Below are 15,631 nucleotides of genomic sequence, written 5' to 3'. Positions count from 1 at the left end.
CGCGACCGCGTGGTCCCCACGATCTCGGCGAGCGTCTCTTGACTGATCTTGGGCACGATGGTCTCGCGCTTACCCTCTTTGCCAAACTGTGCGAGCAGCAACAGCGTCCTGGCCAGCCGCTTTTCGCTGGAATTGAATAGTTGGTCGACGAGATCTTCTTCGACCCGAATATTGCGGCTGAGCAAGTAGGCCATGAAGTCCTCGGAGAACTTGCCCCGTTGGCGCAACAGTTCGTTCATGCGCTTCTTTTCAATGCGAATGCTCGAACCGTCGGTCATGGCGGCAGCCGTCGCCATTCGCAGCGGCTGCCCGGCGAGACAACCTTCCCCGAGAAAATCCTCGGCGCCGACAATGGCCACCACCGCTTCCTTGCCCTGTTGGGAGGTGACCGTCAGCTTGACCTTGCCCTCCCGAATGTAGAAGACGGCGTTCGCGGGATCGCCCTGTGCGAAGATGATGTGATTCTTGCGGTACTCGAGGGTACGCTTGCCCTTGTCGAGCGCTTCGAGCACGCGCTGCTGGGGGAACTGCGCCGACTTTCTCTTGGCCATCGGTGCCCTCCGCCCCGCCGATGGATGAGACAAACCCGCCACTCCAGATTACCGAGGGGCAACTCTCGAAATAATTGTAGAGTGACGCGGACACGGAATCAACCTGTTGTACTGGTCCGGAGATGGCCCCGACCATTAGCCCCGGTTCGTGGCTCATGTCCATCCTCAGTCCCTCAGGCAGGGTGGAGCCCAGACTTCCCGCGAGCGCAAGATCTGCGGCTGCCATGTGATCCCAGAATCTTGAGTAGAGAGGAGGACCGGAAAGCCCCGGTCCTCCTTGGTATGCCAACTGCCGATGGCGGTCTCGTGCAGGTTACCTAGCTTTGGCCAATTCCCCCGCCACCTTATGGCCGATGACCTCGCCCATCGTCACCGACGTGGCGGGCGGAAGCGTGCCGGGATTTTTCGTGATCCACTCCGCTGCCACCCTATTGGATTCCTCAATGCCGGCCTTGTTCTGGAAGAGGCTCGTGGAGAACATCGTACCGTCTCCGGCGTCCGTGAAGTAGTACCCGACGAACCCCGGGACCGCACTGATCAACGGCACGAACGTCTCGTTGACGCGCCGTCCCATTTCGAGGGGATTGGATACCTTTTCGTAGCGGCGGACACTTGCATGCATAGCTCCTACCTCCGTCTCCCTATAGGGAGTCGATCTGCCCAGCGAATTCGTGGTACACGTCATCGAGGTGAAAAGATGAGACACGCGCCCGGCATCAGAGCCGCTGTTGACCCCCGGAATTGCACGCCGGCCTGAGTTCTTTACACGGATCACCGCAGGCCCGAGGCACGGGGACGGGCTTCCCGACTCACCTTGCCCCGAATAGTGAGCCCCCCGAGGCGCCAATGCTTTGCGTACGGGATTGATCGAGGGCTACAAGGAAGAGAGGAGAACACGCCAAGTATGCGCTTACTTACGTGTGGAAGCAAGGACGATATGCACCCTTATTCCGCCTAAAGTCATCGAATCGCGCCTCCTTGAGACATGCATTGACGGATCTTGCGGTGCCGGAACCCGTGACGCCCCGGTGTCGGTCATGGAGCCGTATGGCCGATCTCGGTCCTATGCTTGGCCAATCGCGATAACACCACTGGTGATCGCGACGGAGGGCAGACGGTGAACATTTTAGAGACTGAACCATTGTTCTACTGCGGCGACGATGTGCATGCGGCGAAGATGGACAAAGTGCACCGAACGATTCGCCGTCGCGGGTTGGACGCACTGCTGTTGATCAAACATGACGCGGTCCGCTACGTGACTGAGTTTTACGCGAAAGGCTATCGCCCGTTTCTCGATATCGACTACGCCGCAGTCGTCCCAGCCGGGAAAGATCCGGTGCTTGGGTTTACCCTTTCGGGCGAGGATCGCCGCGTAGCGGTTCGAAGCCGCGTGCATGACGCGCGGCGTTTGCCGAGGCTGGCGGACTGGCCGGCGGCATTGGCGGCGATTCTTGGCGACTACGGGCTCTCGGCCGGGCGCATCGGGTTTGACTTGATGCCACAGTTCATCTATCAGGGCCTGCGCGAACGGCTGCCACGGTTGGAGCTCGTCGACGCCAACGATGTGTGGCTCGATTTGACGGCGATTAAGCATCCACTCGAGGTTGCGCTGATCGAAGACGCGCTGAAGATCAGCCAACGTGGGGTCTCTGCCGCGATCGAGGCGGCCGCGCCGGGCAAGAGCGAGATCGAGGTGTCGGCGGCCGCCGAATATGCTATGCGATGCCTGGGTTCAGAAATGAATCCGTTCATCCCGGTCGTCGCCTCTGGGCCAAATGCGGCGATCTGGGAACGGGTGGCGACAACTCGGCGGATCGAGTCAGGAGACATGATCATTCTCGACTTCGGCTGTGTGCATCGAGGCTACACTGGTGATTTCGCCCGAACCATCGTCGTTGGCGAGCCGACTCAGCAGCAGCGGCGACTCTACCGCGCAGCCCACGACGCTCTAGCCGAGGGGATCGCGGCGGCTAAGCCCGGTTCGCTCTGCTCAGCAGTGGACGCCGTGGTACGCAAGGTGATCCAAGATGCCGGTCTTGCAAAGTACGAGCAGGGATGGGCGACCGGCCACCAATTGGGATTCGGGTTGCACGGCGAGCCTCTACTGGCCCCGGGCGTCGATGTTCCGCTGCAGTCGGGCATGGTCATCAATCTCGAGCCATCACTGTACACGTTCGACGACCCGACCATCGGTGGTGTGGAGATCGAAGATACGTTGCTCATTACCGACACAGGGTCGCGCCTGCTCACCGATTTCCGATATGACGAACACTTGCTTGCTTAGATTGTTGCTGTATGTCGACAAGCCCCTGCCTCGCTGGCCAGCGTCGCCCGCTAGATGTTGATCCTGCCGGCCCTAATCAATGACCGATCTTGCGTCTCTTCGAGCCTCGGATCACCGTCCAGGAGGGGCCGTTTTCGTTAGCACGAGCCGGCAAAGCGTTGAACCCATCTCGGTTGCGATTCCCTTTCCGGCCGGATATAATCATATTACCATCTAATGATGCGATCCAGGAGTTGGCGTATGCTCACGACGGCACGCGCCCAAAGCACCGGGCTGAAAGCCAAGCTGTTCCGCGGGTTCGCCGATCCCTCGCGGCTGGGGATCCTCGAGGCGTTGCGGCGTGGCCCGCTCACCGTCTCGGACATTGTGGAGGCGACCGGCCTCAGCCAGCCTAATGTCTCGAACCACCTCGCCTGCCTGCGCGACTGCGGTCTTGTCGGCTCCGAACCGGACGGCCGCTACACACGGTATTATCTGAGCGACCGCCGTGTGGCTGCGCTGCTCCGCTTGGCCGACGAGCTCCTGGCAGATGTGGCGCGGGGCGTGTACGAGTGCACGCGTTACACCGTCTCGAGGGAGAGCCGGCCATGACCCCCGTCCGGGAAATTGACCTGCCGATCCGGGGCATGGATTGCGCCGAGTGCGCGACGCACGTTCAGCGGGCGATCGCCGCAGTCCCCGGGGTCGAATCCGCGGAAGTCTCGCTTACCGCCGAGAAGGCGGTCATCCGCCTCGACCCGGTGCGCGCCGAGCTCTCGGCGATCCGCCGGGCAGTGGAAGGCGCCGGCTACACGGTCGCGGAGCGGGAGACGGAGCGAGCACCCGGGACTCGGTTCCTCGCGTCCCGATCCCAGGACTTCACCCGTCAGGTGCTCACGCTGCTCGGCATCGTCTTCGGCGCCGTGCTCTTCATTGTCGTGGTGGGCGAGCAACTGGGTGTATTTGAGCGGATCACCGAGCACGTGTCCTGGCCGGTGGGACTGGCGATCGTCCTCGCGGGCGGCTATCCCGTCTTCCGTGGCGTCGTCCGGGCCGCGCTCCGGCGGCAGGTCACGTCACACACCCTGATGACGCTGGGAGTGGTCGCGGCGCTTGTGGTCGGGCAGTGGGCCACCGCGGCGGTGGTGGTGTTTTTCATGCGCGTTGGTGACTACGCGGAGCGGTTCACGACGGACCGTGCGCGCCGCGCGGTCCGGGACCTCACCACGATGGCGCCGCAGACCGCGCGGGTCGAGCGAGCCGGGGAGGAGCGCGAGGTCCCGATCGGCGAGGTGCGGGTGGGCGAGATCGTCATTGTACGACCGGGCGGACAGATTCCCGTGGACGGAGAGGTCGTGACCGGGCACGCGACCGTGGATCAGGCCCCGGTCACGGGCGAGTCCATGCCTGTGGAGGCCGGCCCCGGCGCGCGGGTGTATGCCGCGACGCTGGCCCGCCTCGGGAGCCTTCGCGTCCGTGCGGTGTCTGTTGGTCGGGACACTGTCTTCGGGCGGGTGATCACGCTGGTCGAGCAGGCGGAAACCCACCGCGCCCAGGTCCAGCGCCTCGCGGACCGGTTTTCGGGTTCCTACCTGCCGGTCGTGGCCGGGATCGCAGCTCTCACCTATCTCATCCGCCGCGACCCGCTGGCGACCGCGGCGGTGCTCGTGGTGGCTTGTTCCTGTTCCTTTGCCCTTGCCACTCCGATCGCGATGCTCGCCTCGATCGGCGCCGCGGCCCGGCGCGGCCTGCTGATCAAGGGTGGGAAGTATCTGGAAACTCTCGCACGCGCGGACGTGGTGTTGCTCGACAAGACGGGCACCCTGACGCTCGGCCGGCCGCAGGTCACGGACGTCGTACCGCTCGACGCGGCCTCCGCGGACGAGGTATTGGCGATGGCCGCCTCGGCGGAGCGGTACTCGGAACATCCGCTAGCCGAGGCGGTGCGCGCCGCGGCTACACAGAAGGCGCTCCGCCTCGTTGAGCCGCAGCAGTTCGAGGCGCTTCCGGGCCTGGGTGTGCGTGCGCGGGTCAACGGGTCCACCGTTGCCGTGGGCAGCCGGCGCATGGTGCCGGCGGCCGCTTCTCGCATGGATGCCGGCGATGCGGGCGCGCTTGAGGCCCAGGGCAAAACGCTGCTGTTCGTCGCTCGCGACGGCACCCCGGTCGGCCTGATCGCGGCGGCTGACACGCCACGCCCGGAGGTGCCCGCGGCCCTTGACGCACTCCACGCCCTGGGTCTTACACAGATCGAGCTCCTCACCGGGGACAACGAACGGACGGCGGCCGCCCTCGCGGGCGGCCTCGGCATCGCCTACCGGGCCAACCTCCTGCCGGAGGACAAGATTGCCGCTGTGAAGGCGTATCAGACTAAGGGACACACCGTGGTGATGGTCGGCGACGGGGTGAACGACGCGCCCGCGCTGGCGCAGGCCGACGTGGGCATCGCCATGGGTGCTGCGGGGAGCGACGTCGCGATCGAGGCCGCCCATGTTGCCTTGATGCGCGACGATTGGATGCTCGTGCCCGAGGTGTTCCGGATCGCGCGCCGCACGATGCGCGTGGTCTCGCTCAATCTCGGGTTTACGGCGGTGTACAACCTGCTCGGCCTCTCGCTCGCGGCCCTGGGCTTCCTGCCGCCGATCTTCGCCGCGGCGGCGCAGTCCTTGCCAGACCTTGGGATCCTCGCCAACTCCTCGAGGCTGCTCGTCCAACGACGGCCACACGCCACCTGATCGCGCGACAACCGCGAGCCCCATGGTGCTTACCCCGCGGCAAGAACCCGGCACCGTTGTCGCGGGCGCTGCCGGCGAGCCCGACCCGCCGTCGGAGCGCGCCGACTCTCAGGTCCGTAGGAGCGCGGTCAGCGCGGCAAGGTTCGGTAGGGCATCCAGGCGCCGAACGGCCTCTCGCGCGGCCGCCGCGGCGTTCATGCCGATCACCGGCGCAGCCAGCCTCATGAACTTCTCTTCGATCGCTGCTCCGTCGTCGTTGAGTGGCAGGCCCTCCGATCGCGCGCATTCGCCGGCGAGTTGCCGGTCGTCAAGCGTGACGACGACGCGCGCGGGCCGCGACGCGGGCAGGCGCGCGGTGAGGGCGGGATCCTCCGAGACGTCGATGCGCCTCGACAACGTGCGGATCCGCTCGTCGCGAAGACTTGCGGCGTTGAAGGCGGCCGGCCCGGTCTCGCCGAGCACCATGGCCGCGGCCAGCGCGTGCGGAATGGAGAACTTGGCTGCGAGCGGCGTTGCCGGCTCGCGGTTGCCGAGCGCGGCGGCCGACCGGTAGGTCTCGACCGCCACACCCCGGACGCGCTCGGGCTCGAACCGTTCTCGGCGCCACAGCTCGAGCAACGCGTCGAGTGCGCTGTGGACGCTGAGACAGCACGCGTGGTGCTTGAAGTAGAGGTCGCCCTCGAAGGCCCAGACGTCCCCGAGGTCCGCCGAGAGCGCCGCGGCGTCGAACCCCGTTCCCAGAATTCTTCCGAGGACCGTGTCGAGCGCCGCCGGGTCGTGCGTGAGGCCGCACCGCACGCTCTCGGCCGCGGTGAACGCGTTCTGGGCCGCCACCCCCGAGAAGAGATTGCGCACGGTACCACCCAGCCGCGCGGCGTTCCAGTCCGCCGGGATGAGGAGCGCCGCCGCCTGCTGTACCGTCGAGGCAAAGGCCGGCGCCGGAAACTCCCACAGCCGTGCAAGACCGGCCGCCGCCCCGACGGCGACCGCCGTGCCGTGCGGGTGCACCGCGGGAGAGAGTTGCGCCGCCCGCGCCACGCGCGCGCCGGTCTCGTACCCGGCCACGAACGCCACGAGCAGATCGGGGCCCGAACGGTCGCCGTCTTCGGCCGCCGCGAGCACGGCCGGCCACACGTGTGCGCCCGGATGTCCCTTCGCGAAGAGGTTCGTTTCGTCGAGCTCCAGGGCGACGATGGCGGCAGCGTTGAACAGCGCCGCCGCGGCAGGGTCGGCCCGCACCGGCGTGCCGGCGAGGGTCGCGCGCCCCCGACGTCGGCCGAGGGCGTGGGCAAAGGCCGGCATGCCGTCGTCGCGGCTGCCTCCGACGTTGCAGCCGATCAAATCCAGGACGACAAGCGCGGCCCGCCGTCTCACCCCAGCCGGGATGGTGTCGAGTCGGAGCTTCGCCGCCCACGCCGCAAGTGCCGCGAGATGGCGTTCGGTGTCAAACTGCGCCATGGCGTGAACTTTCCGGCAGCGCCCGGCCAACTCCTCGGAACACAGGAGCCGCCGCGCCTTCACCGAAGGCTGTCGCAGCGCAACGGCCAGGAAACCAAGCGGTTCGAAGCGGAGCCCGCCGCCTGATGCGGCCGATATCCATGCCGTCGGCGTCGGCGTGGTGAATTCGATGACACACTCAATAGGGGGCGGATAATGCGCTTGAACGAACGCTCGGCACTTCGGATGACCCGCCGGCAGGCGTTGCGCACCGGTGCGGCCGCGTCGCTCGCCGTGCTCGGCGGCGGCGCGCTGTCCGCCGCGGACGTTCGGCCCGCGGCAGCGGCGCCGGCAGGGGGAAGAACGCTCAGCGTCGCGATGCTACTCAACATTCACACGCTCGACCCCGGCCACACGCTCGAAAACGCCACGAACAACGTCGACCATGTCACTTACGACGCGTTGGTCACTTTCGAAGGCGAGGACCTCAAGACGATCCGCCCCTCGCTCGCCACCAAATGGACCATGTCGCCGGACGGGCTCACGTACACGTTCACGCTGCGGCCCAACGTCAAATTCGCCGGCGGCAATCCGATGACCGCGGCGGATTTCAAGTGGTCGTTTGAGCGGCTCATGAACATCAAGGGGAACGGCGCGTGGCTGCTGGACGGCGTGGCGGGCGTCGAGGCGCTGAACCCCACGACGTTCGTCATCAAGCTGAGCCGGCCGAAGCCGGCGCAGCTCGCGATCCTGACCACCCCGTCGCTGAGCCCGGTCGACACCAAAGTCGTGACCGCGCAAGGCGGCGACGCCGGGTCCGACGCCAAGGAGAAAGACAAAGCCGAAGCCTACCTCAACTCGCACTCCGCCGGCACAGGCGCCTTTGTCCTCGAGTCCTATGTTCCCAACCAGGAAATCGTGATGGTGAAGAATCCTACTTACTGGCGGGGGCCGTCGTCGCTCGACCGCGTAGTCGTCCGGAACATCATCGAGCCGAGCGCGCAGGCCCTCATGGTGCAAAAGGGCGATATCGACATCGCCGTCAACATTCAGGCCGACCAAGCCCGGCAGCTGCGGCACGTCGAGGGCGTCGTCGTGAAGTCCAGCCCCGAGCTCAACGTCGTCAACGTTATCATCAACACGAACCCGCAGGTCAGCGGGCCGTTCGCCAACCCCAAGGTGCGCGAGGCGATCCGCTACGCGATCGACTACCAGGGCGTAATGGCGCTCACGGCACCTGGGTCGCGGCGGTCGGCCGGCATCATCCCGCCGAGCTTCCCCGGCGCGCGGCCGACGAGCGAGGCGGTCAAGACCGACAAGCGGCGCGCCCGGGCCATTCTGCAGCAGGCCGGCCTCACGAACCTCGAGGGCATGTTCTTCTACTCCAGCACGTACGCGGGCTTCGGGCTCGACCTCGCGATCCTGGCGCAGAAGATCCAACAGGACCTCGCCGCAGTCGGCATCAAGCTCAAGATCGTCGACGAGCCCTACGCCACCGAAGTCACTCAGTACCGGCAGGGCAAGCTGCCGATGGGCATCGGCGGCTGGCTCGCGGACTACATGGACCGCAGCGACTATCTCGTTTTCCTGCCCGGGCGGACCGTGGGTCACCGGCTGCAGTGGGAACCCAACGCCAGCCCCGAGGCGGGTGAGATCACCAAACTCGGCCAGCAGGTCGAGAACGAAACGGACCCGGCCAAGGCCAACGCGTTGTATCAGGAGGTCGACCGGCGGCTCTCGACGGACGGCCCGTACATTCCGCTCTATCAACCCGCGGTGTCCATCGCGTACCGGTCCAACCTCAAGGGCGTGACGTACACCACCGGTTGGTACATCGACTACTCGACGATCACCAAGGGATAGCCGTGATCACACGCCGGCGATTGCTTGGATCGGCGGCCGGCAACATCGCCGCGGGAGCGCTTGCCGCGGCGGGCGGGGTCCTGTCTCCGGCGGGGGCGTCGCGGGGCGAGGCGGCGCCCGCGGCCCCGGGCGGCAAAGTGCTCACGGTCGCGACGCTGCTCAACATCAAAACGCTGGATCCGGGCCGCACACTGGAGAACGCCACCAACAACGTAGATCACGTGACGTACGACGCGCTCGTGACGTTCGAGGGCGAGGACCTGAAGACCGTCCGGCCGTCGCTGGCGACGCGGTGGACGACGTCGCCCGACGGGTTGACGTACACGTTCACCCTGCGGCCGAACGTGAAGTTCGCGAGCGGGAACGCGATGACGGCGGCGGACTTCAAGTGGTCGTTCGAGCGGCTGATGAACATCAAGGGGAACGGCGCGTGGCTGCTGGACGGCGTGGCGGGGTTGGAGGCGCCGAATGCGACGACGTTCGTGATCAGGCTGAGCCGGTCAAAGCCGGCGCTGCTGGCGATTTTGACGACGCCGTCGCTGAGTCCGGTGGACACGAAGGTGGTGACGGCGCAGGGTGGAGACGCGGGGCCGGGCGCCCGGGACAAGGACAAAGCGGAGGGGTACCTCAACGCGCACTCGGCGGGGACCGGCGCGTTCATCCTCGAGTCCTACGTGCCGAATCAGGATCTCGTCCTGGTTCGCAACCCGAATTGCTGGCGCGGGCCCTCGAGTTTAGACCGCGTCGTACTCCGCAACGTCATCGAAGCCGGGGCGCAGTCGCTCATGATAGAAAAGGGCGACGTGGACATCGCGGTCAACATCGGCGCGGACCAGGCGCGGCACCTCCGGCATGCGCCCGGGGTCGTCGTGGAGTCGAGCCTCGCGCTCAACGTCGTCAACGTCGTGATGAACAACAATCCGCAGATCGGCGGGCCCTTCAGCCATCCCAAGATCCGCCAGGCGGTTCGCTACGCGATCGACTACCAGGGCATCATGGCACTCACCGGCCCGGGGAGCGTCCGGGCGGCCGGCGTCTTCCCCACCAATCTGCCGGGCGCCCGTCCACGCAGCGAAGCCGTCAAGACCGAACGCGAACGCGCCCGCGCGCTCGTGAAGGAAGCGAACCTCGGCGCGGTCGAGGGCACGTTCATTTACTCCAGCACGATCGCATCATACGGTGTGGACACCGCGATCCTGGCCCAGAAGATTCAGCACGATCTCGCCGCCGCCGGGATCAACGTCAAGCTCGTCGACCTGCCCTACGCCGTTCAGGTGCAGATGTCCCGCGACGGCAAGATCCCCATCGGGCTCGGCGGCTGGCTCGCGGACTACATGGACATCAGCGACTACCTCGTGTTTTTGCCGGGCCGCACGGTCGGCAAGCGCATGAACTGGTTTCCCGAGTCGAGCCCGGATGCGGCCGAGCTCGCGCGGATGGGCCAGCGCGTCGAGACGGAGACGAACCCGGCCAAGAACCTCGCGCTCTACCAGGAGCTGGATCGGCGAATCACGGAGGCTGGGCCGTTTGCCCCGATGTATCAGCCGGCGGTGCCCTACGCGTTCCGCTCGAACCTCAAGGGTGTCACGTACACGACGGGCTGGTACGTCGACTACTCGACGATCAGCAAGGCGTAGCCGGGAGAGACGCTGTGGGGCAGCCGGACGCGGGTGGAGCACTACCGCCGCAGTTCGCGCGGGTGCGGGATCACGTGCGGACGTCGCGCGAGCGATACGTCGGCGTCCTGCGCGACTTTGTCCGCATTCCGAGCGTGACGGCGGACGAGGCGCAGTGCCGGGCCGCCGCCGGCTTTCTCGCCGACGTCATGGCGGCAGCGGGCCTGCGGGTTCGGAGCGACCCAATCGAGGCCGCCGGGCCGACGCTCTTCGCGCAGGGCCTCTCCGCCGCAAAGCGGCCGGCGGTCATCGGCTACGCGCACTACGATGTGAAGCCCGCCGGCAACCGCGAGGCGTGGACGCATGATCCCTGGGGCGGCGAGATTGCGGAGGGCCGGCTCTACGGTCGCGGGGCCGTTGACAACAAGAGCGGATGCCTCGCGTTTGTCTTCGCGGCGGAAGCCTGCCTCGCGACCGGCGGCCTGCCGGCCGACCTGCGTCTCGTGATCGAGGGCGAGGAAGAGGCGGGATCGGTGCACCTGCGGGAGTGGGCGCTCGGACACAGCGCCGACCTCGAGGGCACCGACGGCGTCTTCTGTCTGGACGGCTCCACCGAGGCGTCGACCGGCCTGCCTCGCGTGGACCTGTTTGGGCGCGGCATTCTGTACGTCCAGTTGTCCGTCGAAACGGCCGCGGAGAACGTGCACAGCAGCCGCGCAGTGCTCGTGCACAACGCGGCATGGCGGCTCATCGAGGCCCTGCGGACCATCAAGGACGTGACAAGCGATCGAGTCATCGTGCCGGGTTGGGCCGACGATCTGGTGCCGGTGACCGACGACGACGTCGAGTATTTCCGCGAGAAGGCCCGGGAGTTGGACCCGGAGGCGGTCCGGCACCAGCACGGTCTGCGGGGCCGCGCGTTTCCGGCGGGGCGCAGCGGCGAAGACCTGGTCCGCGCATTCTACATGGAGCCGACGTGCACCATCTGCGGCTTCTGGGCCGGTGACACGTCGCCGGGCGTGTTGATGACGGCTGTCCCGCGCCGGGCCACGGCCAAACTGGACTTTCGTTGTCCGCCGCGGCTGCACGCGGGCCGGCTCGCGGAGAAACTGCGCGCGCACCTGGATCGCTCCGGCTACGCCGACGTAGAGATGCGCGTCATCTCCGCCCGCTCGCAGACGTGGCATACGCCCAACACCGCGAAGATCGTTCGCGCCATCCGCCGCGCGGGGCTGGACGTCTTCGGCGCCGATTGGGAGGCGGAACGGCGCGGGCCGACGGCCGAAGGCGTCTTCGCGGAATCGCTCGGCATCCCGCCGGTGCTAACCGGGTTTGCGAATCCGGACTGCCGCATTCACTCGCCGGACGAAAACGTGGACATCGAATACTACCTGAAGGGCATCGAATACGCCGCCGCCGTGCTGTTCCGACTGGCCGAGGCGTAGGAACGAGGAGGGGTGCGAACGACACTTCTGCGGCCCGCGGACGTGATCCGAGAGACGGCGGCGCGCGTGACGGCCACTCCGCCGCCCGACAGAAACGCTCGACGAGAGGAGAGACGGTGATGGACCGATCGCACGACGGGGGACGCCGGTTCCCGCGGCGTGAAGGGCTGCGTCGTGCGCTGGTGGCCGGCGCCGGGGGCGTACTCGGCATCGGCTTCAGCGCCGGTTGGCTGTCGCGGACGGCGGGTACGGCGAGCGCGCAGCGCGCGATTTCCGGCACGCTGCAGTTTGCCTGGGATCAGCTGCAGGACAACCTTGACCCACAGACCGCGCGCGGCAACCGCAACTGGTGGGTGCTCACGGAACTGTATGACACCCTCACGTACCTTCCCGGCTACAGCCTGGAAGCGAAGCCGTATCTCGCTGAGTCGTGGACCGTTTCGGGAAACGGCACGATCTACACGTTCAAGTTGCGCCGCGGGGTGAAGTTCACCACCGGCAGCGAGCTCAGCGCGGACACGGTGAAGTATAGCATCGACCGCATGCAGGCCACCAAGTTGGGGCCGCTGTTTCTCACCGTGCCGTTCGACCACGCCGACATCGTGGATCGGTACACGGTCCGTTTCGTGCTGAAGTATCCCTACGCTGCGTGGCCGGTAATCCTGTCGCACCCGGCGGTGTGCAGCATCGTCGACCCCAAGGTAGTGGAGGCCCACGGCGGGATCCAGCCGGGCAAGCGCAACGACTATCTCTCCGCCAACACGGCCGGTATCGGCGCGTGGATCATCGACCGCTGGGATCAGGGGCAGCGCATCGTGCTGGTGCGCAACCCCAACTACTGGCGAGGATGGAACGACGCCCACCTGAACCGCGTAGTGCTCGAGACTGTGCCGGAGGAAGAGACGCGCCTCTTGCGCCTCGAGAAGGGCGACATCGACATCGCCACCGTCAGCGCGCAGAGCCTGCCGGGGCTCGAGGCGCGGATCGCGCGCAGCCGGCTGCCGATTGTCATCGAGAAAACCAAAAACGGCCAACCGCTGTTGAGCCTCTCGACGATGCAGGTCAACATGAACCACAAGCTCCTGCCGACGAGCGATCTCAACGTGCGCAAAGGGCTCAGCCACGCCTTCAACTACAACCTGTTCATCGGCAAAGTGCTGAACGGCTATGCCGTGCGCATGGCCGGCATGATCCCGCGCGGCATCTTGGGGCACGTGAACAACTACCCGCTCGTCGATTTCGATCTCGCCAAGGCGAAGGCGGCCTTTGACCAGGCGTCTCCGCAGGCCAAGGCCGAGTTGGCGAAGGGGCTCGTGCTGCGGTATGTCCCGGGCTATGTGCTCGGGCAGGAAGGCGCCGTGATGTGGCAGCAGGACCTCGCGAAGATCGGCGTTCGCCTCGTCCTTCAGGAGATCGATCAGGCGACGCTCAGCAGCCTGCAGACCTCCGTGCCCGGCGTGCCGCTGATCGAGGGCCGCTGGGTTGGAGACTTCCCGGACCCGGACAACTTCATCTTCTCCGCGCGGACCGACTACTGGCCGCCCAAGGGCTTCGGCGCGGCGTTTGCCGGCGACGCGAAGTCCGATGGGCTGATCGAGCGGGGCCGCATGGAGCAGGACGCATCACGCCGCCGCGCAATCTACCGGGAGTTGGAGATGTACTTCCGGGATCAGTACTCGATCCTGATGGTGGCGGAGCCCGCGGGCGTGCTCAACAAGTGGAATGCCCGGGCGAGCTGGGTCGGCGGGTTCCAGTTCAACCCGATGTTTCATCCGATGTTCTACGAGACGTTCAAACAGGGATAGCGAGTTCCAGTAGAGAGCGCCGGCGGTCGGGCCGCGCTGAGATGATTCGGTATATCGCGCAGCGGTTGGCGACGCTGATCGCCGTCGTGTTCGGCGCGATGACGGTCACGTTTGTCATCGCGCGCGTCATCCCGCGGAACGTGGCCCAGATCTGGGCCGGCGTGCAAGGGTTCAAGGTCACGCCGGACGTGATCGCGCTCGTCACCCGGCAGTACCGCCTGGACGAGCCCCTGATTGTGCAGTACGGCTACTACCTGCGCGATCTCGCGAGCGGCCGGTGGGGTACATCACCGGTCACCGGCCGGCCGGTCGCCGCCGACATCCTCACGTATCTGCCGAACACGATCGAGCTCGCCGGCGCCGGCCTCCTCCTCGCGGTCGTGATCAGCGTGCCGATCGGCGTTGTCGCGGCGCGTACCAGAAACTCGTGGCTCGATCAGGCGAGCCGGGGGCTGGCGATCGTAGGCGTGGCTGCGCCGACGTTTTGGGTCGGCCTGCTCTTCCAGTTCGTCTTCTACTATCGACTGGGATGGGTTCGCGATCCCGGCGGCATGCTCAGCGAGACCGTCGTGGCACTCTCTCCTGTCCGACACGTCACCGGGCTCGTCGTCGTGGACGCCGCGCTCACCGGCAACGCGCCCGCCCTGCTCGACGCCCTCAACCATCTCGCGCTGCCGGCATTCAGCCTCGCGCTGCCGCTCATTGCGCTCGTGAGCAGAATGACGCGTTCGTCGTTGCTCGAGGTTCTTCACCAGGACTACGTGCGGACGGCGCGCGCCAAAGGCATGCCCGAGTGGCAGGTGACGTTGCGGCACGCCCTCCGCAACGCGCTCATGCCGACGGTGACGGTCCTCGGCCTTTCTACCGGCTGGCTGCTCACCGGGTCCGTCGTGACCGAGCTGATTTTCTACTGGCCGGGTGTCGGCCGGTATGCCGTGGGGGCCGTCACTTCGTTCGATTTCCCCGCGGTAACGGCATACACTGCGCTGGCGGCGTTCGTTTTTTCGCTGGCCAACTTGGCGACCGACATCGCCTACGCGTACATGGATCCGCGCATCCGGTTCACGTGATCTACGGGACGTTGCTCGTCCCGAAGGCGGTACGCAACCCGCTCGTGCTCTTTGGCGTGGGCGTGATCGCGGTGTTGTTCGTCGTCGCCGCGCTCGCGCCGGCGCTCGCCCCGTACGGGCCGCAGACGGGAACATTGCTCGATCGATTTGAGCCGCCGGGACCGCGGCACTGGTTCGGCACCGACAGTTCGGGGTTCGACGTTTTCACCCGCGTGCTCTACGGGGCCCGTCCGGCGGTTGGCAGCGGTCTCATCGTGCTCGCGGTCTCCACCTCGGCGGGGACCGCCGTCGGACTCCTTGCCGGCTACGGCCGGGGCCTGTGGGGCGAGGTGCTGCTTCGGATTACCGACGTCTTCCTGGCGTTTCCTGGGTTGCTGCTCGCGATGGCGGTCGTCGCCGCCATCCAGCAGCGGACGCTGTGGGCGATCGTGGTCGCGATCTCGCTGCGCTGGTGGGCGCCCTACGCACGAATCGTCGCCGCGCAGACGTTGTCGATCCGCGAGCGCGACTACGTGGAGGCCGCGCGCGCGATGGGCGCGCGCCACCGGCGGGTGCTGTTGAGGCACGTGCTGCCCAACGCGCTGAGTCCCGTTGTCGTCCAGGCCACGCTCGATCTCGGCGCCATCATTCTCACGACGGCGGCGCTGAGCTTTATCGGCTTCGGGTCGGAGCCGGGGACGCCGGATTGGGGCCGCATGGTCGCCGACGGACGGCAGTACATGCGTGATCACTGGTGGGTGGTTTTGTTCCCGGGACTCGCGATTTTCTTTGCGGTCGCCGCGTTCAATCTCGCGGGCGACGGGGCCCGAGACGCCTTCGATCCGCGACTGCGGGGCGAATGAAGTC

12 protein-coding genes are annotated in these 15,631 nt (G+C 66.6%); 9 read left to right on the top strand and 3 right to left on the bottom strand.

Going from position 1 to position 15,631, the window contains the following annotated elements; all coding sequences use genetic code 11:
* A partial coding sequence (locus VFL28_04580; protein ID HET7263922.1) for a Crp/Fnr family transcriptional regulator occupies positions 1–551 on the bottom strand: 551 nt, incomplete at its 3' end.
* Positions 552–864: 313 nt separating this feature from the next.
* Positions 865–1,173, bottom strand: coding sequence for a hypothetical protein (locus VFL28_04575; protein HET7263921.1), 309 nt, complete (start codon positions 1,171–1,173; stop codon positions 865–867).
* Positions 1,174–1,668: 495 nt separating this feature from the next.
* Between VFL28_04575 and VFL28_04570 the strand changes: the two genes are divergently transcribed.
* The 3 genes from VFL28_04570 to VFL28_04560 all read left to right on the top strand — a co-directional run bounded on the left by VFL28_04570 (position 1,669) and on the right by VFL28_04560 (position 5,549).
* On the top strand, positions 1,669–2,835 hold the full coding sequence (locus tag VFL28_04570) for a Xaa-Pro peptidase family protein (GenBank protein HET7263920.1): 1,167 nt from the start codon (positions 1,669–1,671) through the stop codon (positions 2,833–2,835).
* A 240-nt stretch (positions 2,836–3,075) separates the two neighbouring features.
* Entirely contained in the window at positions 3,076–3,426 is a 351-nt protein-coding gene (locus tag VFL28_04565) for a metalloregulator ArsR/SmtB family transcription factor (GenBank protein HET7263919.1), read from the top strand.
* Positions 3,423–5,549, top strand: coding sequence for a cation-translocating P-type ATPase (locus tag VFL28_04560; GenBank protein ID HET7263918.1), 2,127 nt, complete (start codon positions 3,423–3,425; stop codon positions 5,547–5,549). Before VFL28_04565 ends, VFL28_04560 begins: the two co-directional genes overlap by 4 nt.
* A gap of 108 nt (positions 5,550–5,657) precedes the next feature.
* Here the strand turns inward: VFL28_04560 and VFL28_04555 are convergent, their stop codons facing one another.
* The gene (locus VFL28_04555; protein HET7263917.1) at positions 5,658–7,007 is read right to left on the bottom strand and encodes an MmgE/PrpD family protein; all 1,350 of its coding nucleotides are present in this window, start codon (positions 7,005–7,007) and stop codon (positions 5,658–5,660) included.
* Positions 7,008–7,208: 201 nt separating this feature from the next.
* Here VFL28_04555 and VFL28_04550 point away from each other — a divergent pair, with 201 nt between their 5' ends.
* From VFL28_04550 to VFL28_04525, 6 genes are all read left to right on the top strand, one after another.
* Complete coding sequence (locus VFL28_04550) at positions 7,209–8,849, top strand: ABC transporter substrate-binding protein (protein HET7263916.1); 1,641 nt, start codon at positions 7,209–7,211, stop codon at positions 8,847–8,849.
* A gap of 2 nt (positions 8,850–8,851) precedes the next feature.
* Entirely contained in the window at positions 8,852–10,486 is a 1,635-nt protein-coding gene (locus VFL28_04545; protein ID HET7263915.1) for an ABC transporter substrate-binding protein, read from the top strand.
* Between the two features lie 14 nt (positions 10,487–10,500).
* The gene (locus VFL28_04540) at positions 10,501–11,910 is read left to right on the top strand and encodes a M20/M25/M40 family metallo-hydrolase (protein ID HET7263914.1); all 1,410 of its coding nucleotides are present in this window, start codon (positions 10,501–10,503) and stop codon (positions 11,908–11,910) included.
* 119 nt (positions 11,911–12,029) lie between these two features.
* Positions 12,030–13,715, top strand: a complete 1,686-nt coding sequence (locus VFL28_04535; GenBank protein HET7263913.1) for an ABC transporter substrate-binding protein — start codon at positions 12,030–12,032, stop codon at positions 13,713–13,715.
* 41 nt (positions 13,716–13,756) lie between these two features.
* Positions 13,757–14,785 (top strand): ABC transporter permease, encoded by a 1,029-nt coding sequence (locus VFL28_04530; GenBank protein ID HET7263912.1) that lies wholly within the window; start codon positions 13,757–13,759, stop codon positions 14,783–14,785.
* Positions 14,782–15,627 (top strand): ABC transporter permease, encoded by an 846-nt coding sequence (locus VFL28_04525; protein HET7263911.1) that lies wholly within the window; start codon positions 14,782–14,784, stop codon positions 15,625–15,627. Before VFL28_04530 ends, VFL28_04525 begins: the two co-directional genes overlap by 4 nt.
* Positions 15,628–15,631 lie beyond the last annotated feature (4 nt).

It is taken from the genome of bacterium, assembly GCA_035691305.1.
Taxonomy (GTDB): domain Bacteria; phylum Sysuimicrobiota; class Sysuimicrobiia; order Sysuimicrobiales; family Segetimicrobiaceae; genus DASSJF01.
The sequence above is the reverse complement of the archived record's forward strand: the minus strand, read 5'-3'. Positions and strand labels throughout refer to the sequence as shown.

Coding starts and splice junctions, on each gene's coding strand:
- VFL28_04575 (HET7263921.1), bottom strand. CDS start 1,173: ATGCATGCAAGTGTCCGCCGCTACGAAAAGGTATCCAATCCCCTCGAA.
- VFL28_04565 (HET7263919.1), top strand. CDS start 3,076: ATGCTCACGACGGCACGCGCCCAAAGCACCGGGCTGAAAGCCAAGCTG.
- VFL28_04560 (HET7263918.1), top strand. CDS start 3,423: ATGACCCCCGTCCGGGAAATTGACCTGCCGATCCGGGGCATGGATTGC.
- VFL28_04555 (HET7263917.1), bottom strand. CDS start 7,007: ATGGCGCAGTTTGACACCGAACGCCATCTCGCGGCACTTGCGGCGTGG.
- VFL28_04535 (HET7263913.1), top strand. CDS start 12,030: ATGGACCGATCGCACGACGGGGGACGCCGGTTCCCGCGGCGTGAAGGG.
- VFL28_04530 (HET7263912.1), top strand. CDS start 13,757: ATGATTCGGTATATCGCGCAGCGGTTGGCGACGCTGATCGCCGTCGTG.